19 protein-coding genes are annotated in these 18124 nt (G+C 66.6%); 13 read left to right on the forward strand and 6 right to left on the reverse strand.

Features of this window, described 5'->3' with window-relative positions; all coding sequences use genetic code 11:
• The first annotated feature begins 48 nt into the window (after positions 1-48).
• The 3 genes from ispG (at position 49) to SMAL_RS07875 (ending at position 2892) form a co-directional block, all read left to right on the forward strand.
• Entirely contained in the window at positions 49-1314 is a 1266-nt protein-coding gene (gene ispG / locus SMAL_RS07865) for a flavodoxin-dependent (E)-4-hydroxy-3-methylbut-2-enyl-diphosphate synthase (RefSeq protein ID WP_012510704.1), read from the forward strand.
• On the forward strand, positions 1295-2044 hold the full coding sequence (locus SMAL_RS07870; RefSeq protein ID WP_012510705.1) for a phosphatase PAP2 family protein: 750 nt from the start codon (positions 1295-1297) through the stop codon (positions 2042-2044). Before ispG ends, SMAL_RS07870 begins: the two co-directional genes overlap by 20 nt.
• Before the next feature lie 200 nt (positions 2045-2244).
• Entirely contained in the window at positions 2245-2892 is a 648-nt protein-coding gene (locus tag SMAL_RS07875; RefSeq protein WP_004153112.1) for a response regulator, read from the forward strand.
• Between the two features lie 332 nt (positions 2893-3224).
• Here the strand turns inward: SMAL_RS07875 and SMAL_RS07880 are convergent, their stop codons facing one another.
• From SMAL_RS07880 to zwf, 5 genes are all read right to left on the reverse strand, one after another.
• Entirely contained in the window at positions 3225-3884 is a 660-nt protein-coding gene (locus SMAL_RS07880) for a bifunctional 4-hydroxy-2-oxoglutarate aldolase/2-dehydro-3-deoxy-phosphogluconate aldolase (RefSeq protein WP_004153124.1), read from the reverse strand.
• A gap of 236 nt (positions 3885-4120) precedes the next feature.
• Complete coding sequence (gene edd, locus SMAL_RS07885; RefSeq protein WP_012510706.1) at positions 4121-6037, reverse strand: phosphogluconate dehydratase; 1917 nt, start codon at positions 6035-6037, stop codon at positions 4121-4123.
• 58 nt (positions 6038-6095) lie between these two features.
• Entirely contained in the window at positions 6096-6821 is a 726-nt protein-coding gene (pgl, locus tag SMAL_RS07890; protein ID WP_012510707.1) for a 6-phosphogluconolactonase, read from the reverse strand.
• Entirely contained in the window at positions 6818-7825 is a 1008-nt protein-coding gene (gene glk / locus SMAL_RS07895; RefSeq protein ID WP_012510708.1) for a glucokinase, read from the reverse strand. Before glk ends, pgl begins: the two co-directional genes overlap by 4 nt.
• Entirely contained in the window at positions 7822-9258 is a 1437-nt protein-coding gene (gene zwf / locus SMAL_RS07900) for a glucose-6-phosphate dehydrogenase (protein ID WP_012510709.1), read from the reverse strand. The genes glk and zwf overlap by 4 nt, the downstream gene beginning before the upstream one ends.
• A gap of 352 nt (positions 9259-9610) precedes the next feature.
• On the opposite strand from zwf, the gene SMAL_RS07905 reads away from it, so the two are divergent.
• Positions 9611-10693 carry an ABC transporter ATP-binding protein gene (locus SMAL_RS07905; RefSeq protein WP_012510710.1) on the forward strand — a complete coding sequence of 361 codons (1083 nt, stop codon included), beginning with the start codon at positions 9611-9613 and terminating at the stop codon, positions 10691-10693.
• A 104-nt stretch (positions 10694-10797) separates the two neighbouring features.
• Here the strand turns inward: SMAL_RS07905 and ygfZ are convergent, their stop codons facing one another.
• The gene (gene ygfZ, locus SMAL_RS07910) at positions 10798-11673 is read right to left on the reverse strand and encodes a CAF17-like 4Fe-4S cluster assembly/insertion protein YgfZ (RefSeq protein WP_012510711.1); all 876 of its coding nucleotides are present in this window, start codon (positions 11671-11673) and stop codon (positions 10798-10800) included.
• Between the two features lie 39 nt (positions 11674-11712).
• On the opposite strand from ygfZ, the gene SMAL_RS20730 reads away from it, so the two are divergent.
• From SMAL_RS20730 to lolD, 9 genes are all read left to right on the forward strand, one after another.
• Positions 11713-11883 carry a DUF1674 domain-containing protein gene (locus SMAL_RS20730; protein WP_005409075.1) on the forward strand — a complete coding sequence of 57 codons (171 nt, stop codon included), beginning with the start codon at positions 11713-11715 and terminating at the stop codon, positions 11881-11883.
• Between the two features lie 56 nt (positions 11884-11939).
• Entirely contained in the window at positions 11940-12332 is a 393-nt protein-coding gene (gene sdhC / locus SMAL_RS07915) for a succinate dehydrogenase, cytochrome b556 subunit (RefSeq protein WP_004153151.1), read from the forward strand.
• The gene (gene sdhD / locus SMAL_RS07920) at positions 12329-12715 is read left to right on the forward strand and encodes a succinate dehydrogenase, hydrophobic membrane anchor protein (RefSeq protein WP_004153152.1); all 387 of its coding nucleotides are present in this window, start codon (positions 12329-12331) and stop codon (positions 12713-12715) included. The genes sdhC and sdhD overlap by 4 nt, the downstream gene beginning before the upstream one ends.
• Positions 12716-12746: 31 nt before the next feature.
• On the forward strand, positions 12747-14537 hold the full coding sequence (gene sdhA / locus SMAL_RS07925) for a succinate dehydrogenase flavoprotein subunit (protein WP_012510712.1): 1791 nt from the start codon (positions 12747-12749) through the stop codon (positions 14535-14537).
• 66 nt (positions 14538-14603) lie between these two features.
• Positions 14604-15389 (forward strand): succinate dehydrogenase iron-sulfur subunit, encoded by a 786-nt coding sequence (locus tag SMAL_RS07930; protein WP_005409079.1) that lies wholly within the window; start codon positions 14604-14606, stop codon positions 15387-15389.
• Positions 15390-15487: 98 nt separating this feature from the next.
• Positions 15488-15736: an FAD assembly factor SdhE gene (locus tag SMAL_RS07935; protein ID WP_004153155.1), complete on the forward strand. Its 249-nt coding sequence runs from the start codon at positions 15488-15490 to the stop codon at positions 15734-15736.
• On the forward strand, positions 15687-16136 hold the full coding sequence (locus SMAL_RS07940; RefSeq protein WP_004153156.1) for a hypothetical protein: 450 nt from the start codon (positions 15687-15689) through the stop codon (positions 16134-16136). Before SMAL_RS07935 ends, SMAL_RS07940 begins: the two co-directional genes overlap by 50 nt.
• 23 nt (positions 16137-16159) lie before the next feature.
• Positions 16160-17401 carry a lipoprotein-releasing ABC transporter permease subunit gene (locus SMAL_RS07945; RefSeq protein WP_004153157.1) on the forward strand — a complete coding sequence of 414 codons (1242 nt, stop codon included), beginning with the start codon at positions 16160-16162 and terminating at the stop codon, positions 17399-17401.
• Positions 17394-18107, forward strand: a complete 714-nt coding sequence (gene lolD / locus SMAL_RS07950; protein WP_004153158.1) for a lipoprotein-releasing ABC transporter ATP-binding protein LolD — start codon at positions 17394-17396, stop codon at positions 18105-18107. The genes SMAL_RS07945 and lolD overlap by 8 nt, the downstream gene beginning before the upstream one ends.
• The last annotated feature ends 17 nt before the right edge of the window (positions 18108-18124 follow it).

Consider the following 18124-nt stretch of genomic DNA (forward strand, 5'->3'; position numbering starts at 1 on the left):
CTGAATGCGAGTCACCCGGAATGCGGGGGCGGGCGGTAGAATGCGCCCATGCACGACGCCGTCACCCGCCCGACTCCTCCCTCCGATGCCACCTCCTGGCCGCGCCGCCAGACCCATGCCGTACAGATCGGCGGGGTCACCGTAGGCGGAGGCAAGCCGGTGGTGGTGCAGTCGATGACCAATACCGACACCAGCGATGTGGCCTCCAGCGTGAAGCAGGTGGCCGAGCTGTGGCGGGCTGGCTCGGAGATGGTGCGGTTGACCGTCAACACCGTTGAAGCGGCCGCCGCGATCCCGCGCATTGTCGACAAGCTGGCGATGATGGGCATCGACGTGCCGCTGATCGGCGACTTCCATTACAACGGTCACCAGCTGCTCACCGCCGAACCAGCGTGTGCCGAAGCGCTGGCCAAGTACCGCATCAACCCGGGCAACGTCGGCTTCGGCAAGAAGAAGGACCTGCAGTTCGCCCAGCTGATCGAGTTCGCGATCCGCTACAACAAGCCGGTGCGCATCGGCGCCAACTGGGGCTCGCTGGACCAGGCCCTGGCGGCGAAGCTGATGGACGAGAACAACCACCGCGAACAGCCCTGGGACGCCGGCCGCGTGCTGCGCGAGGCGCTGATCCGTTCGGCGCTGGACTCGGCCGAGCAGGCAGTGGAGATCGGCCTGCCGCGCGACCGCATCGTGCTGTCGGCCAAGGTCAGTGGCGTGCAGGAACTGATTGCGGTGTACCGCGACCTGGCCCAGCGTTCGGATTTCGCCCTGCATCTGGGCCTGACCGAGGCCGGCATCGGCAGCAAGGGCATCGTCGCCTCGTCGGCCGCGCTGAGCGTGCTGCTGCAGGAAGGTATCGGCGACACCATCCGCATTTCGCTGACCCCGGAGCCGGGCCAGTCGCGTACGCAGGAAGTGATCGTCGCCCAGGAACTGCTGCAGACCACCGGCCAGCGCGCCTTCACGCCATTGGTCACGGCCTGCCCGGGCTGTGGCCGTACCACCTCCGAGTTCTTCCAGGAACTGGCCAAGGTGGTGCAGAGCCATGTGCGCGAAAAGATGCCGATGTGGAAGATCCAGCACCCGGGTGCGGAGAACATGACCCTGGCGGTGATGGGCTGCATCGTCAACGGGCCGGGCGAGTCGCGGCACGCCAACATCGGTATTTCGTTGCCGGGCACCGGTGAAACCCCGGCTGCGCCCGTATTCGTCGATGGCGAAAAGAAGGTGACCCTGCGCGGCGAGAACATCGCCCAGGACTTCGTCGCCCTGATCGACGACTACGTCGAACGCACCTATGTACGAAACGCCGGATAAGCCTGCGATCCTCGCTGCACCGGAGTCTGCCTCCGGGTTCCGCCACTGGATGGCGAGCAATGCCTGGCGCCTGCTCCTGCTGTTCGGTGGCGTGCTGCTGCCGTTGGCAGGCTTTGTCGCCCTGGCCGACGAGGTGCACGAGTTTGAATCGTTCCATTTCGACGCGCCCCTGCTGTGGCAGATGCATGGCCTGCATTCGCCGCTGCTAGACCGCTTCTTCGTGCTCATCTCCAAGCTGGGCTACGAGTGGTTCCTGATTCCGGCCGACGTGCTGATCATCGGTGTGCTGCTGGGCTACCGGCGCTGGCGCGAGGCCACCTTCGTGGCGGTCAGCTTCGTGGGCTCGGCGCTGTTGAACATGGGCAGCAAGCACTTCTTCCAGCGCCAGCGCCCCAGCCTGTGGGAATCGATCGCGCCGGAATCGACGTTCAGCTTCCCCAGCGGCCATGCGATGGGCTCGATGACCCTGGCGGTGACCCTGGTGCTGCTGGCCTGGAACACCCGCTGGCGCTGGCCGGTGCTGCTGCTGGCACCGGCGTTCAGCCTGCTGGTCAGCGTGTCCCGGGTCTACCTGGGGGTGCATTACCCCTCCGACATCCTGGCAGGATGGTGTGCCGCGCTGGTTTGGGTGGTAGGGTGCTATCTGGTCATGTTCAGTCGCCGGCACCCATGGCGACGTCACGGCTCGCCGCCAGCGAAGGCCAGCGAAGCATCATCACAGGGGGATTGACGTGGATGGCCCCTCCGGGACGTCTACGTGATAGATCAGTTGTTTCGTTGCAGCAGGTTCTGCAAGACAGGGGGCAAGCACAACGCGCGGTAATGTGATGCGCAAGGCAGATCGCCAGCGCCGCATTCCGGACGCGCTTGCAGGGTATCGGCACCCTGTCTAGCTTGACCTGCAATGGCCGCATTCGAAGAGGTACGTGAATGACGATTCGAGTCTACCTGGTGGATGACCACGCGCTGGTCCGCACCGGGATGAAGATGATTCTGTCGGGGGAAACCGACATCGAGGTGGTGGGCGAAGCCGAGACCGGCGAAGACGCGCTGCGTGAAGTCCGCCAGCTGCTGCCGGACGTGGTGTTGTGCGATCTGCACCTGCCGGGCGTAAGCGGCATGGAAGTGACCGAGCGCATCGTCCGCAGCCACCGCAACACCCGCGTGGTGATCGTGTCGGTGCTGGAAGACGGCCCGCTGCCGAAGCGCCTGCTGGAAGCCGGTGCTGCCGGGTACATCGGCAAGGGCTGCGATGCGCAGGAACTGCTGCGCGCGGTGCGCGACGTGGCCGGTGGCCGCCGCTACCTGGGCACCAGCATCGCGCAGAACCTGGCGTTGTCGACGGTGGAGGGCAACGGTTCGCCGTTCGACAGCCTGTCACCGCGCGAGCTGGAAGTGGCACTGCTGCTGACCCAGGGCCTGCGTCAGGAAGACATCGCGCGGCGGCTGAGCCTGAGTGCGAAGACGGTGAACACGCACAAGGCGCGGTTGTTCGAGAAGATGGGGATCCACGACAACATCGCGCTGGCGCGGATGGCCAGCCAGTATGGGCTGGTGGATCCGGCACGGCCGCTGTAAGGGATTCGGCCAACGGCTGAGCCCCTCGCGGTGGAGTGCGGTTGGATTCTGGGGGATGGCCGGGCGGATGGGCTGTGCAGGGGGCGCTGCAAGTACGTCCATGTAAGCTCGGTCGCCGCATCCATGCGGCTCACGCCCCTGCACAACCCATCCGCCCGTCCACGGACAGGTTCCGTGCGCGTCCACCGCGGAATGAAGAAGGAAGAGCAGGAGCGGGTCGCGCGCTGTGCGCGCTCGTTACCCGGGGTCGGATCCCTTTCCCTGCGGGAAAGGGCTCTGACCCCGGATGATGCCGGAGCCGAGCGTCGGCTCGGCTCTACACCTTGATCTGCTCAGTGACCGCGCACGCGCTTGATGATCTTGGCGGCGTCGGCGGCGCTGGCGCGCACCTTGTCCCATTCGCCGTTGGCGATCCAGTTGCCCGGCACCATCCACGAACCGCCGATGCAGACCACGTTCTTCTGCTCGAGATATTCGGCGGCGGTGTTTTCGGTGATGCCACCGGTCGGGCACAGCTTGAGGTCGGCGACCGGGCCGGCCAGGCCCTTGATCATCGCCAGCCCACCCACGGCCGTGGCCGGGAACAGCTTGCACACACGGAAGCCCCGCGCATACAGCGACAGCAGCTCGGTCGGCGTCGCCGCACCCGGCACTACCGGCAGCGGTGCCGCCGCCAGTGCATCGGCCAGCGCCGGTGGCGTACCCGGCGTCACGAGGAAGTCCGCACCCGCATCGATCGACTGCTGCATCTGCTCCACGGTCAGCACCGTACCGGCACCCACCACCACGTCCGGCAGCTCACGCTTGAGCATCGCCAGCGCTTCCATCGCCACCGGCGTACGCAGCGTCAACTCGATCGCCGGCAGGCCACCTTCCAGCAACGCCGCACTGACCGCACGCGCCTGGTCCAGCGTATGAATCGTCACCACCGGCAGGATGCCCGCCGCACGCAACAGCTCCGCCGCCTTCACCTGATGTTGTTCGATACCCATAGCTCTGCTTCTGCCTTTGCTTCTGCTTTTGAATTTGATTTTCAGTGATCACTTCGCGGCGTCGATGCGCCGCAGAGTGTCAGGAGGGCGCGGGTAGCCCCAGCCGGGACCGTGAGCGGCATGGATGCCGCGACCGAGCCCCCATGGAAGGGTTTACGGCGTGTCCCGGCTGGGGCTACCCGCGCCCTCAACCAGGAAACTCACCGCCACATAGAACCCGCAACGCTCCTCAACCCTCAGGCGTCTTTCGCCTCATGCGGCGCCGCCGCCGCCGCTGCGTCATGCCCCAGCTCGTACTCCGCATCGTAGTCCCACGGCCCACCATCAGCCGCTGCCGGCCCGCACGAAATCGAAATCGCACCCTGGTCGGCCGGCCCCACCACGCGACGGTTGATCGCGAACAGGTTGCGGCCCAGGTCATGCGCTGCCGGTGCGGTGTTCGGCGCCAGCGGACGTGCGGCCCATTCAGCCGCGTCCACCAGCACTTCCAGCGTGCCGGCCTCGCCATCAAGGCGGATCATGTCGCCCTCGCGCACCTTGCCCAGCGGACCACCGCGCGCCGCTTCCGGCGTCACATGGATCGCCGCCGGAATCTTGCCCGAGGCACCGGACAGGCGGCCGTCGGTGACCAGCGCCACGCGTCGGCCCTGGTTCTGCAGCAGGCCCAGCAGCGGCGCCAGCGAATGCAGTTCCGGCATGCCGTTGGCCCGCGGGCCCTGGTAACGCACCACCGCCACGAAATGCTCCGGCAGCATGCCAGCGGCGTGCAGCTTGTTCAGCACCTGCGGCGCATCGACCACTACCGCCGGTGCTTCAATCGTGCGGTACTGCGGCTTCACCGCCGACAGCTTGATCAGTGATTTGCCAAGGTTGCCGCGCAACAGGCGCAGGCCCCCCTGATGTTCGAATGGATTGTCTACGCCACGCACCACCTCTTCGTCGGCGCTGCGTTCCAGGCCCGGCAGGTAGACCAGCTTGCCGTCGCGCAGCTGCGGCTCGCGCGCATAGTCGGCCATGCCGCCGCGCGCCACGCTGACCAGGTCGCCGTGCATCAGGCCGGCCTTGATCAGTTCGCCGAACACAAAGGCCGGGCCGCCTGCTGCGGCGAAGCGGTTTACATCGGCTTCGCCGTTCGGATAGACGCGGGCCAGCAGCGGAATCAGCTGCGACAGCTCGTCGAAGTCGTCCCAGGTCAGCACGATGCCGGCCGCGCGTGCCACCGCGATCCAGTGGATGGTGTGGTTGGTCGAGCCGCCGGTCGCCATCAGCGCAATGACCGCGTTGATGATCGCGCGCTCGTCGATGATCCGGCCGAGCGGACGGAAATCGTCGCCCAGTGCGGTGATGTCCAGCGCGCGTTCGGTGGCTTCGCGGGTCAGGGCATCGCGCAGCGGCGTGTCCGGGTTGACGAACGAGGCGCCCGGCAGCTGCACGCCCATCGCTTCCAGCAGCACCTGGTTGGAATTGGCGGTGCCGTAGAAGGTGCAGGTGCCCGCACCGTGGTAAGAGGCCGATTCCGCTTCCAGCAGTTCCTCGCGGGTGGCCTCGCCGGCGGCGTAGCGCTCGCGCACTTCGGCCTTCTGCTTGTTCGGAATGCCCGGCGTCATCGGGCCGGCCGGCACGAACACCGCCGGCAGGTGGCCGAAGGCCAGCGCACCGATCAGCAGGCCGGGCACGATCTTGTCGCACACGCCGAGATGGATGGTGGTGTCGAACATGTCGTGGCTGAGGCCGATGGCGGTCGCCTGCGCGATCACATCGCGCGAGAACAGCGACAGCTCCATGCCGCCGCGGCCCTGGGTGACGCCGTCACACATCGCCGGTACCGCGCCGGCCACCTGTGCGGTGGCGCCCAGCTCACGGGCCATCGCGCGGATCTGATCGGGATAGGTTTCGAATGGCTGGTGCGCCGACAGCATGTCGTTGTAGGCGGTGATGATGCCGAGGTTCGGCGTCACGCCACCGCGCAGGCGGCTCTTGTCAGTGCCACCGCAGGCGGCGAAACCGTGGGCGAGATTGCCGCAGCTCAGGCGGCTGCGGAACGGGCCATCGCGCAGTGCGGCGTCGATCGCGGCCAGATAGGCGGCGCGCGAGGCGGCGCTGCGGCGGATGACACGTTCGGTGATGGCTTGCAGTTGCGGATGGAGGCTCATTGGCTACCGGCGTTCGTGGTGGCGAGAGGCAAGCGGCGGCACGGTGCCGCCGCCAACATCAATCAGCCCAGTGGACGCGCAGGCGCGCGCCTTCCAGGTTGATCGCATTGAGGATCGGGTACTGCTGGGCGTCGTTGCTGTCCAGCGCCTGGCGCAGCACCTGCAGCTTCTGCTTGCCGCGCAGCAGCAGCAGGCGCTGGCGGCACTGGCGCAGGCCATGCGGGGTCAGGGTGATGCGCAGCGGCCACTGGTTGGCACCCGGGCAGCCGGTGGCGTCCAGCGCGGCATAGGGCAGGGTGCTTTCCAGTGCACGGGCCAGGTCCTTCGAGCCGGGGAACAGCGAGGCGGTGTGGCCGTCGTTGCCCATGCCCAGCGCCACCAGGCTCGGCGGCTGGCTGTGCTGCGCCTGCAGGTTGGCGGTGTACACGCATTCCGGAAGCGGCTTGCCGATCCGCACCAGCGGATCGAAATGCGCACCTTCGGCGCGCTTGAGCAGATTCTCGCGCACCAGCCAGGCATTGCTGTCGCGATCCTGCGGCGACAGCCAGCGCTCATCGGCCAGGCTCACTTCCACCCGGTCCCAGTGCACGTCCAGCTCGGCCAGTGCCTGGTACACCGGTGCCGGCGTGGTGCCGCCAGACAACAGGATGCGGGCGCGGCCCACTTCGTTGATGTCGTGGTTGAGGGTCTGCGCCATCTCGGCGGCCACCGCCTCGATCCAGCCATCGGCATCGCCGTGCTGGATGAACTCGATGCGGTCGTCGTGGAAGGTGGTGGGGCTCATGCGGCAACTCCAGGTGCGTCACGTTCGGCGTCGGCGGCATAGGCGGCGGCGCCCAGCAGTCCGGCGTGGGGGTGCATCACGGCCAACGAGGGAACCCGCGCCATGATCGAGGAGAAGCGGCCCTTGTGTTCGAAGCGCTGGCGGAAACCGGAGTGCTGCAGCGAATCGAGCATCTTCGGGGTCAGCCCGCCGGTCAGGAACACGCCGTCCCACGCGCCCTGGGTCAGCACCAGGTCGCCGGCGATGGCGCCGAACACCGCGCAGAACACGTCCACGGTGCGCATCGCCTGCGGATCGCCGTGCAGGGCACGGGCGGTCACGTCCACCGGCTGCAGCTGGCCGGGATCGATGCCCGCCATCTCGCAGACCGCGCGATGGATGTTGACCAGGCCAGGGCCACAGATCAGCCGCTCGTTGGAGACGCGGCCGAACTGTTCGGACAGGATCTCCAGGATGCGGATCTCCTCCGGGGTTCCCGGCGGGAAGCTGACATGGCCACCCTCGGTCTCCAGCGGATAGCAGCGGCCATGGCGCAGGATCAGGCCGCCGACACCGAGCCCGGTGCCCGGCCCGATCACCGCGTAGTTGCGCGGCTGACCCGGCTTGCCCGGTACCCATGCAGCGCCGCCGACCTGGACCACGTCATCGGACTGCAGCAGTGAAATCGCCATCGCCTGCGCGGCGAAGTCGTTGATCAGGTGCAGTTCGTCGAAACCGAGCATGGCCGCGGTGCGGCTGCGCGAGATCACCCACGGATGGTTGGTGATGCGTGCTTCGTCACCGTCGACGCGACCAGCGACCGCGAACACGCCGCGGCTGGCGGTAGCGCCGATCTGTTCCAGATGGTGGCGCGCGGCATCACCCAGCGACGGGAACTCCGCCACCGCGTACTCACGGATGCTGTCCTGCTGCAGCGGTGCATCCAGCGAGGTGTCGGCCAGGGCGAAGCGGGCGTTGGTGCCACCGATGTCGGCGACCAGCACCGGCTGCGAGCTGGCACTCATGCCGACGCCTCGCTGTCCGGCGCATCCACGCCCTGCGGCAGGAAGCCGGTCGCGTTGTCCGGGCCCCACTGGCCGGCGGGGTAGGGTTCCAGCGGCAGCTTTGCTTCCTTCCAGGCATCGGCCACGCTGTCGATCCACGCCCAGGCCGCGCGCACTTCGTCGTCGCGCACGAACAGCGTGTGGTTGCCGTTGAAGGCGTCCAGGAACAGGCGCTCGTAGGCGATGCGGCGATGCAGGCCGGTCGGCACCGACAGTTCCAGTTCCAGCGGGTGAAGTTCCAGCGCACCCCATTCCGGGCCGGCCAGGCTGCTCATCAGGCCCAGCTCGATGTTCTCCTGCGGCTGCAGCTGGAACACCAGCCGGTTCGGTGCGGCCTGCGCGCGCTGCGGGCGCTCGAACAGCCAGTGGGTGACCGGCTTCAGCGTGACCACCACGCGGGTGGTGCGCTCGGGCAGGCGCTTGCCGGTGACCAGGTGGAACGGCACGCCGCTCCAGCGCCAGTTGTCGATATGCGCGGTGACACCGGCGAAGGTTTCCACGTCGCTGCCTTCCGGCGGCTGGTAGGCCTGTGCCGGCTGGCCATTGATGGTGCCGGCGGTGTAGCGGCCGCGGATGCTGTCACGTGCGGCGTGCTTCGCATCGAGCGGGCGCAGGGCGCGCAGCACCTTGACCTTCTCGTCGCGGATGCGATCGGCTTCCAGCGAGGCCGGCGGTTCCATCGCCACCATGCACAGCAGCTGCAGGATGTGGCTCTGCACCATGTCGCGCAGCGCACCGGAGCGCGCGTAGTAGGCATCGCGGCCGTCCACGCCTTCGCTCTCGGCCACCAGGATGTGCACCGATTCGATGTAGTTGCGGTTCCACACCGCTTCCAGCAGCGTGTTGCCGAAGCGCAGCGCGATCAGGTTCTGCACCGCCGCCTTGCCCAGGTAGTGGTCAAGGCGGAACACGCGGTCCTCGTCGATCCACTGGCCGATGGTGCTGATGATTTCCTCGGCGCTCTCGCTGTCGCTGCCGATCGGCTTCTCAAGCATCAGCCGTGCCGGCGCGGCAAGGGCGCCGCCCTTGGCCAGGCCTTCGCAGGTGGAGATGTACAGGCCCGGCGGAATGGCCAGGTAGCTCACGCAGCGGCGATCAACCAGATCGGACACCGCAGCGGCCACCGAGTCGACATCGCGCAGGTCGACCGAACGGTAGTCGATGCGGCGCAGCAGCGCGGCGATGTCGTCCTGGCTGGCCATCGGCATGGCCTGCTGCAGGCGCGGCCGCAGGATGTCATGGAAGGCTTCGGTGTCATGCCCGGACAACGCCAGTGCGCGGATGCGGAAGTCCTCCGGCAGCAGGCCGTCGCCAAGCAGGCGAAGCAGCGAAGGGAACAGATAGCGCTGGGCCAGATCACCTGTGGCACCGAACAGGAAGAGGGTGTCGTGCATCGCTCGAGTTTCAGATCCGGGTGACATCGTTGTCAATCGCTTCATGGCTGGGTTCGGGGGACATCCGCGCAACTGCCTGTCCGAGGTTCGTCCGGGGCGATCTCCGCGGTAGCGGAAGACCGTTCCATTCGAAACCACTACATCGGCGGAACCTTCGTTCAACCGCCGACGCAGATCGGTGCGCACCGATCATCGGATAGTGCCACGTGAAAACGTTTACATGGCAGAATGGGCAACTGTATTCGATTGCAGTGCTCGCCGTCATGCGGCAGGCGCGCAATCATCACTGCCATCGGGAGGCCCGAGGCAGTCCCAAAAGACAGCCCGGCTTCGGGCGGACCGGATAGGTGATATGGCAAAAGTGCAGTTGCAGGGTGTGCGCAAGGTCTACGACAACGGCCAGGTCGCGGTGAAGGACGCCACCTTCGAGGTCGCCGATGGCGAACTGATGGTGCTGGTCGGTCCCTCCGGCTGCGGCAAGTCGACCCTGTTGCGGATGGTTGCCGGCCTGGAAGAGATCAGTGGCGGCACGCTCACCATCGGTGACCGTGTGGTCAACGATGTGGCGCCGAAGGACCGCGACATCGCCATGGTGTTCCAGAGCTACGCGCTGTACCCGCACATGACCGTGGCCGAGAACCTGGCCTTCGGCCTGAAGCTGCGTGGCCATGACAAAGCCACGATCGACAAGCGCATCAGCGAGGCGGCGCAGACGCTGGGCCTGACCGAGATGATGGACAAGCTGCCCAAGGCGATGTCCGGTGGCCAGCGCCAGCGTGTCGCGCTGGGCCGTGCGCTGGTGCGCGAGCCGGCGGTATTCCTGCTTGACGAGCCGCTGTCCAACCTCGATGCCAAGCTGCGCCACAGCGTGCGTACCGAGATCGCGCAGCTGCATCGCAAGCTGGGCACCACCATGATCTACGTGACGCATGATCAGGTCGAAGCGATGACCCTGGGCCAGCGCATCGTGGTGCTGAAGGACGGCATCATCCAGCAGATCGATACACCGATGGCGCTGTATGATCGCCCGGCCAACCTGTTCGTGGCCGGTTTCCTCGGCAGCCCGGCGATGAATGTGCTGCGTGGCACCCTTGAGGGCGATGCCGGCGGGGTGACCGTGGTCGATGGCGAATGGCGTGCTCCGCTGGGCCAGGCCACGATCGATCCGGTCTGGCTGCAGAAGCCGATCGCGGTGGGTGTGCGTCCGGAACACCTGCAGCCGGCCAGTGCCGATAATGCGCATGCATTCACCGCGCGTATCGAGGGCATCGAACCGGTCGGCAACGAGATCTTCGTCAACCTGAGCAGTGGCCAGCACGCGCTGACCATGCGCGTGGCGCCGCAGTCGCTACCGCGCGTGGGCGAGGACATCCGCGTGGCGATCCACCCGCAGGGCCTGCATTTCTTTAACCCGGAAACCGGCGAGCGCCTGTAAGGGGCGGTAGCGCCGGCGTCATGCCCGGCGTCATGACCGCCGTGCGGACCAACGGTCCGCACCCACCAGGGTGGTGGTAGCGCCGGGCCATGCCCGGCGGGCGCCTAACGCGCCAGCCCATCCAGCAGCGGTATCCGCTGCGCAACCGCATCACCCACCTGCAGATCAGCGTCGCTGGCCTCCAGCGGCAGCACCGCCAGCGCCAGATCGCCGGCCACGCTGGCAATGGTGCCCAGCGCCGTACCGTCCTGCTGCACGCCATCACCGGCCTGCGCCGGTGCTGCGGTATGCAGCAGCTGCACCGCGCGCTTGGCCTTGCCGAGGAAGTGGGTGCGGGCGACGATTTCCTGGCCCGGGTAGCAGCCTTTCTTCACGCTGTAGCCATTCAGGCGGTCCAGGCCCAGCTGCTGCGGGGTCCACACTTCGCGCTGGCTTTCTTCCAGCCGCGGCAGGCCATGGCGCAGGTCGGCCTGGCGCCAGGCAAGCGCGAAAGTGGCCTCATCGGCCTCGCTGCCGGCGGCGAAGGCCTCGGTGGCGCCGATGCGCAGGGTGCGCGGCAGCGCGTCGCTGCCCAGGTCCAGCTCCCAGCCGTCACCTGTGGTCTGCGCAATGGCGGCGCCGCTGGCGGCCTCGGGCGCAGTGAACGCACCGGCCACGGCCAGATCGCTGCGCACCAGTACCTTCACCTTGCGGCGGAACACGAAGCGCTGCAGTTGCGACGCAATCGCATCGGCATCACCGTCGGCCAGCACCAGCATCACATGGTCTTCGGCCAGCCGAAGCAGCTGGAACACCGTCAGGGTGCGGCCCTTGGCGCTCAGCCAGGCGCTCCACTGCCAGTGCAGCAGGGGCAGGGCAGTGACATCGCCACTGAACTGGGCATGGGCGAATACGGCCGCATCCGGGCCCTGCAGGCTCAGCAACTGGTGGCCGGGCAGGCGCGGATATCCGACGAAAGCAGGGGGCAGGTTGTCAGGCACGTGAACGAGGTCTAAAATTTGTGCGTTGCGAGACCAACAATGATAGGCCAAACAACCCCCACTCCCGACGACGAATCTGAAGCCCCGCTGGTCCCCGCGGCACCCGTGCCCGTGGAACAGGAAAAAGCAGAGGAATTCGGCGGCCGCGGCGGACTTGATCCGGTGCGGTATGGCGATTGGGAGAAAAACGGACGCTGCATCGATTTCTGATCAGCATTGAGCCAACGCGGCCGTGTGCCGCCCAGCCGAGACAACGAGCCCAGCGAATGGCGACCAGACAACGCCCACTTTCCCCGCACCTTCAGGTGTATCGCTGGCAGATTCAGATGGCCACCTCGATCCTGCATCGAGCCACTGGCGTCTTTCTGTCTGTTGGTGCCCTCATCATCGCCGCCGGCCTGCTGGCCCTGATGATGGGGCCCGATTCCTGGAACTGCTTCACCGGCCATGCCGGGGCCTGGTATGGCCGCGTGTTCCTGTTCGCGTGGACATGGTCGTTCGCCTATCACCTGTGCAATGGCATCCGCCATGTGGTGCAGGACTTCGCCATCGGCTTCAGCATCCCCGCCTTCATCCGCAGCAGCTGGCTGTCGGTCATCGGCAGCCTGGTGATCACCCTGCTGGTGTGGGCCTATGTGATGTTCGGAGGTGCCGCGTGAGCAAGTTCCGTACTCCGCTGAAGGGTGTGCGCGGCCTTGGTTCGGCCAAGACCGGCACCGAGCACTTCGTGCACCAGCGCCTGACCGCCGCCGCCCTGGTGGCGCTGGGCATCTGGTTCCTGGTCTTCGTGCTGGGCCTGCTGGGCTCGGACTACGCGACCGCCGCCGCCGCCGTGGCCAAGCCGTGGAACGCAGTGCCGCTGATCGGCCTGCTGATCGCCATGTTCTGGCACGCGCAGCTCGGCATGCAGGTCGTGCTGGAAGACTACATCCACGAATCGCTGCTGGCCCTGGTGCTGCAGACCGCGGTGAAGTTCGTCGCCGTGCTCGGCATGATCGTCAGTGTGTTTGCGGTGGGCCGCATCGCCCTCGGCGTTGCCTGAGCCCAGGCACCTACACAGGAATCCAGATTAGATGTCCGCTTACAAGATCACCGAACACAAGTACGACATGGTCGTGGTGGGCGCCGGCGGCGCCGGCCTGCGCGCCACGTTCGGCCTGGCCGCCAAGGGCCTGCAGACCGTGTGCCTGACCAAGGTCTTCCCGACCCGTTCGCACACCGTTGCCGCCCAGGGCGGTATCTCGGCCGCACTCGCCAACATGGGCGAGGACGACTGGCGTTACCACTTCTTCGACACCATCAAGGGCTCGGACTGGCTGGGCGACCAGGACGCCATCGAGTACATGTGCCGTGAGGCCATCCCGGCCATCATCGAACTCGAACACTACGGCGTGCCGTTCTCGCGTACGGCCGAAGGCAAGATCTACCAGCGTCCGTTCGGTGGCATGACCACCAAGTACGGCGAAGGCCCGGCGGCGCAGCGTACCTGCGCGGCGGCCGACCGTACCGGCCACGCGATGCTGCACACCCTGTACCAGCAGTCGCTGAAGCACGACGCGCGCTTCATGATCGAGTACTTCGCGCTCGACCTGATCTTCGATGACGAAGGTGCCTGCCGCGGCGTGCTGGCCCTGGACATGTCCGACGGTACCCTGCACCTGTTCCGCGCCCAGGGCGTGGTGCTGGCCACCGGCGGCTACGGCCGTGCCTACTTCAGCGCCACCTCGGCGCACACCTGCACCGGCGACGGTGGTGGCCTGGCCATGCGTGCCGGCATCGCCATGCAGGACATGGAGTTCGTGCAGTTCCACCCGACCGGCATCTATGGCGCCGGCTGCCTGATCACCGAGGGTGTCCGCGGTGAAGGTGGCATCCTGCGCAACAGCAGTGGCGAGCGCTTCATGGAGCGTTACGCACCGCACTACAAGGATCTGGCCTCGCGCGACGTGGTCAGTCGTTCGATGACCATCGAGATCCGCGAAGGCCGCGGCGTTGGCGAGCACAAGGACCACATCCTGCTCGACCTGACCCACCTCGGCCCGGGCGTGATCGACGAGAAGCTGCCGGGCATCGCCGAGAGCGCCCGCATCTTCGCCGGCGTCGACGTGCACAAGCAGCCGATCCCGGTGATCCCGACCGTGCACTACAACATGGGCGGCATCCCGACCAATTACCACGGCGAAGTGGTGCGCAAGGATGGCGACAACCCCGATGCGGTGATCCCTGGCCTGTACGCGATCGGCGAAGCCGCCTGCGTGTCGGTGCACGGTGCCAACCGCCTCGGCTCGAACTCGTTGCTGGATCTGGTGGTGTTCGGTCGTGCGGTGGCCAACCGTTGCGCCGAGACCATCAAGCCGGGCGCGTCGCACAAGCCGCTGGCGGCCGATGCCTGCGACAAGGCACTGGGCCTGCTGGACAAGCTGCGCCACGCCAACGGCGACACCCCGACCTCGGTCATCCGCGATCGCATGCAGCGCACCATGCAGGCCGACGCCGCCGTCTTCCGCACCAGCCAGACGCTGAAGGAAGGCTGCGAGAAGATGGACAAGATCTTCGACTCGTTCCAGGACGTGAAGGTCTCCGACCGTTCGCTGGTATGGAACTCGGACCTGATCGAGACCTACGAGCTGAACAACCTGCTGCTCAACGCGGTGGCGACGATCAACTCGGCCGAACAGCGCAAGGAAAGCCGCGGCGCGCATGCGCACGAGGACTTCCCGGACCGCGACGACGTCAACTGGCAGAAGCACACCCTGGTCAGCGTCGACGAGAAGGGCAAGTGCAGCTTCGACTACCGTCCGGTGCACATGTACACGTTGACCGACGACGTGTCCGTGGTGCCGCCGAAGCCGCGCGTGTACTGATCCGACCCCGCCTACCATGCAATCCGCGCCCAAGGGCGCGGGCCGCCTGAGCCAACGAGAGCAGCCATGGCCGAGTTTTCACTCCCCAAGAATTCCAAGATCACGAAGGGCAAGCACTTCCCCGTCAAGAACGGCGGCAAGAACGTGCGCACCTTCAAGATCTACCGCTGGAGTCCGGACGACGACAGCAACCCGCGCACCGATACCTATGAAGTCGATCTGGACGCCTGTGGCCCGATGGTCCTGGACGCCCTGATCAAGATCAAGAATGAGATCGACCCGACCCTGACCTTCCGCCGCTCCTGCCGCGAAGGTATCTGTGGTTCGTGCGCGATGAACATCGACGGCACCAACACCCTGGCCTGCACCCGAGCCATCTCGGACTGCGGCAAGAAGGAAGTGCCGATCTACCCGCTGCCGCACATGAACGTGGTCAAGGATCTGGTTCCGGACCTGACCCACTTCTACGCGCAGTACGCCTCGATCAAGCCGTGGATCCGCACCCAGACCCCGGCACCGCCGGACCGTGAGCGCCTGCAGTCGCCGGAAGACCGCAAGAAGCTGGACGGCCTGTACGAGTGCATCCTGTGCGCCTGCTGCTCGACCAGCTGCCCGAGCTACTGGTGGAACGGCGAGCGTTACCTGGGCCCGGCGATCCTGCTGCAGGCCTACCGCTGGATCATCGACTCGCGCGATGAGGACACCGGTGCGCGCCTGGACGATCTGGAAGATCCGTTCAAGCTGTACCGCTGCCACACCATCATGAACTGCGCCCGGACCTGCCCGAAGGGCCTGAACCCGGCGCTGGCGATCGCCGAGATCAAGAAGCTGATGATGGAACGCCGCGCCTGATCGGGCCTGGCTGTACCTGGTAGAGCCACGCCATGCGTGGCTGTGCCACCCCAGTAGAGCCACGCCATGCGTGGCTTTGCTGTATCTGGAGAAACACGATGGAAGAAGATGTACTGCTGAAGAAGCTGCGCTGGCGTTGCCGCCGCGGCATGCGCGAGCTGGACCAGCTGTTCGGCCGCTATCTCGACCGCGAATGGAGCACTGCGCCGACCGAAGAGCGCGAGGTTTTCCTGTTCCTGCTCGACTGCGAGGACGATAAGTTGTGGCGCTGGTTCATGGGCTATGAGGCCTGCCCGCATGCGCACGCGATCCCCCTCATGCAGAAGATCCTCGCCCTCAAGCCTTGAGTGGCGCCCCTCGCGGCTGCAGGCCGCCGCCCAGTTGGCGGTGCTGCTGGCCGCGCCATGGCTGCTGCGCGCGACGGAGTTGCCGCCGCGCCTGCTGATGCCGGCCGTGCTGCTGGCCTGGGCCATGGGACTGGCGGAGCTGGCCTGGCGCTTTCGCCGGCCACGCGTTGCCCTGTGCCTGCCAGCGCCGCCCGACCCGATGCAGGTTGCCGGTCAGGACATCGAAAGCCCGCAGCTGGTCGTGCGTGGGCCTTGGCTGCTGTTGCTGTGGCGTGAGGATCGGCGCCGCCGGCGCCTGTTGTTCTGGCCCGATGTGCTCGATCCCGGGCAGCGACGTGAACTGCGACTGGCCGTGGCCGCACGTGCCGTTTCCCGTAGGCCCCGTACGATGGCACCATAAGCTGAATTGACTGGCGTGCCTGCATGTTCAAACCCCTTCCCGTGGCGATCGGCCTGCGCTACCTGCGCGCCAAGCGCCGCAACGGCTTCATCTCCTTCATCTCGATGGCATCGATCCTGGGCATCGCGCTCGGCGTCACCGTGCTGATCACCACCCTGGCGGTGATGAGCGGTTTCCAGAAGGAAATCCGCAGTCGCCTGCTGCAGATGACCGCGCACACCACCATCAGCCGCGACGGCGAGCCGATGCCGGACTGGATGCGCGTGGTCGACGTGGCCCGCAAGGACCCGCGCGTGGCCGGTGCCGCGCCTTACATCGAGATCCAGTCGATGATCAGCGGCCCGCGCGTGCAGGGCGCGATCATCCAGGGCATCGACCCGGCGCTTGAGCCGAAGGTGTCGGTGATCGACAAGAAGGTCACCAAGGGCAGCTACGACAGCCTCAAGCCAGGCAGCTTCAACCTGCTGCTGGGCAAGGAACTGGCGATCTGGCTGGGCGTGGATGTCGGCGATCAGGTGCTGGTGACCTTCGCCGAAGTGCAGGGCACGCCTGCCGGTGCGGTGCCACGGATGAAGCGCTTTACCGTGAGCGGCCTCTTCGAGGCCGGCTACAACGAGGTCGACCGAGGTGTCGGCTTCGCCAACATGAAGGACCTGGAGCGCGTGCTGCGTTCCGATGGTGCTACCGGCGTGCGGCTGAAACTGCACGACATGGACCGCTCGCTGGAAGTGGGCGTGGACCTGGCGCAGAACCTCGGTGGTGCGTACCGGGTGAGTGACTGGACCCAGCAGAACGCCAACCTCTACCACTCGCTGCGCATGGAGAAGGTGGTGATGGGCATCCTGCTGTCGTTGATCATCGCCATGGGCGCGTTCAACCTGGTGTCCTCGCAGGTGATGCTGGTCACCGACAAGCAGGCCGACATCGCCATCCTGCGCACGCTAGGCCTGACCCCGGGCGGGGTGATGCAGGTGTTCATGGTGCAGGGTTCGCTGATCGGCATCTTCGGCACGCTGGCCGGCTTGATCGGCGGCATCACCCTGACCCTCAATCTGGAACGCATCCTCGGCGCCATCGAGAGCGTGTTCAACGTCAAGCTGATGCCGGAGGATGTCTACTACATCACCGGCCTGCCGACCGACATGCAGACCGGCGACGTGGTGGCGATCACCGTGGTCGCGCTGCTGATGAGCTTCCTGGCCACCCTGTATCCCGCCTGGCGGGCAGCACGCACCCAGCCGGCGGAGGCCCTGCGTTATGAATAAGGTCTTCAACCGCGGCGATGAAGTGATCCGCGCCGAGGCATTGGGCAAAACCTATGCCGAGGGACGCATGCAGACCCCGGTGTTCGATGGCCTGGGCCTGACCGTGACCGCAGGCGAGACGGTGGCGATCATCGGTGCCTCCGGCGCCGGCAAGAGCACGCTGCTGCACCTGTTGGGCGGGCTGGATACTCCGACCGCCGGCGAGGTATACGTGACCGGCCAGCGAATGTCGGCGCTGTCTGATACCGCGCGTGGCCTGCTGCGCAACCAGGCACTGGGCTTCGTCTACCAGTTCCATCACCTGCTGCCGGAGTTCACCGCGTTGGAAAACGTAATGATGCCGGTGCTGCTGGCCGGCACCGCGGTGGCCGAAGCGAGCAGCCGTGCAACGACCCTGCTGGAAGCGGTCGGCCTTGGCCATCGTCTGGACCACAAGCCGGGCGAACTGTCCGGTGGCGAGCGCCAGCGCGCGGCCGTGGCGCGTGCGCTGGTCAACCATCCGGCCTGCGTGCTCGGCGACGAGCCGACCGGCAACCTCGATGACCGCACCGCGGCGACGGTGTTCGAGCTGATGCTGGAGCTCAACCGGGCGCGGCATACCAGCCTGGTGCTGGTGACCCACGACCGCAGCCTGGCGCGGCGCCTGGACCGGGTGCTGGAGCTGCGCGAAGGGCGCCTGCACGCACTGGCCCACGCCGACGTCTGAGGCACTGGGCACGCTTT

Source organism: Stenotrophomonas maltophilia R551-3 (assembly GCF_000020665.1).
Classification (GTDB): Bacteria; Pseudomonadota; Gammaproteobacteria; order Xanthomonadales; family Xanthomonadaceae; genus Stenotrophomonas; species Stenotrophomonas maltophilia_L.

Coding starts and splice junctions, on each gene's coding strand:
- glk (WP_012510708.1), bottom strand. CDS start 7,825: ATGAGTGCCAGCTCGCAGCCGGTGCTGGTCGCCGACATCGGTGGCACC.
- SMAL_RS07870 (WP_012510705.1), top strand. CDS start 1,295: ATGTACGAAACGCCGGATAAGCCTGCGATCCTCGCTGCACCGGAGTCT.
- SMAL_RS07935 (WP_004153155.1), top strand. CDS start 15,488: ATGGAAGAAGATGTACTGCTGAAGAAGCTGCGCTGGCGTTGCCGCCGC.
- pgl (WP_012510707.1), bottom strand. CDS start 6,821: ATGAGCCCCACCACCTTCCACGACGACCGCATCGAGTTCATCCAGCAC.
- SMAL_RS07940 (WP_004153156.1), top strand. CDS start 15,687: ATGCGCACGCGATCCCCCTCATGCAGAAGATCCTCGCCCTCAAGCCTT.
- edd (WP_012510706.1), bottom strand. CDS start 6,037: ATGAGCCTCCATCCGCAACTGCAAGCCATCACCGAACGTGTCATCCGC.
- sdhA (WP_012510712.1), top strand. CDS start 12,747: ATGTCCGCTTACAAGATCACCGAACACAAGTACGACATGGTCGTGGTG.
- SMAL_RS20730 (WP_005409075.1), top strand. CDS start 11,713: ATGATAGGCCAAACAACCCCCACTCCCGACGACGAATCTGAAGCCCCG.
- SMAL_RS07945 (WP_004153157.1), top strand. CDS start 16,160: ATGTTCAAACCCCTTCCCGTGGCGATCGGCCTGCGCTACCTGCGCGCC.
- ispG (WP_012510704.1), top strand. CDS start 49: ATGCACGACGCCGTCACCCGCCCGACTCCTCCCTCCGATGCCACCTCC.
- lolD (WP_004153158.1), top strand. CDS start 17,394: ATGAATAAGGTCTTCAACCGCGGCGATGAAGTGATCCGCGCCGAGGCA.
- SMAL_RS07880 (WP_004153124.1), bottom strand. CDS start 3,884: ATGGGTATCGAACAACATCAGGTGAAGGCGGCGGAGCTGTTGCGTGCG.
- SMAL_RS07905 (WP_012510710.1), top strand. CDS start 9,611: ATGGCAAAAGTGCAGTTGCAGGGTGTGCGCAAGGTCTACGACAACGGC.
- SMAL_RS07875 (WP_004153112.1), top strand. CDS start 2,245: ATGACGATTCGAGTCTACCTGGTGGATGACCACGCGCTGGTCCGCACC.
- zwf (WP_012510709.1), bottom strand. CDS start 9,258: ATGCACGACACCCTCTTCCTGTTCGGTGCCACAGGTGATCTGGCCCAG.
- SMAL_RS07930 (WP_005409079.1), top strand. CDS start 14,604: ATGGCCGAGTTTTCACTCCCCAAGAATTCCAAGATCACGAAGGGCAAG.
- sdhC (WP_004153151.1), top strand. CDS start 11,940: ATGGCGACCAGACAACGCCCACTTTCCCCGCACCTTCAGGTGTATCGC.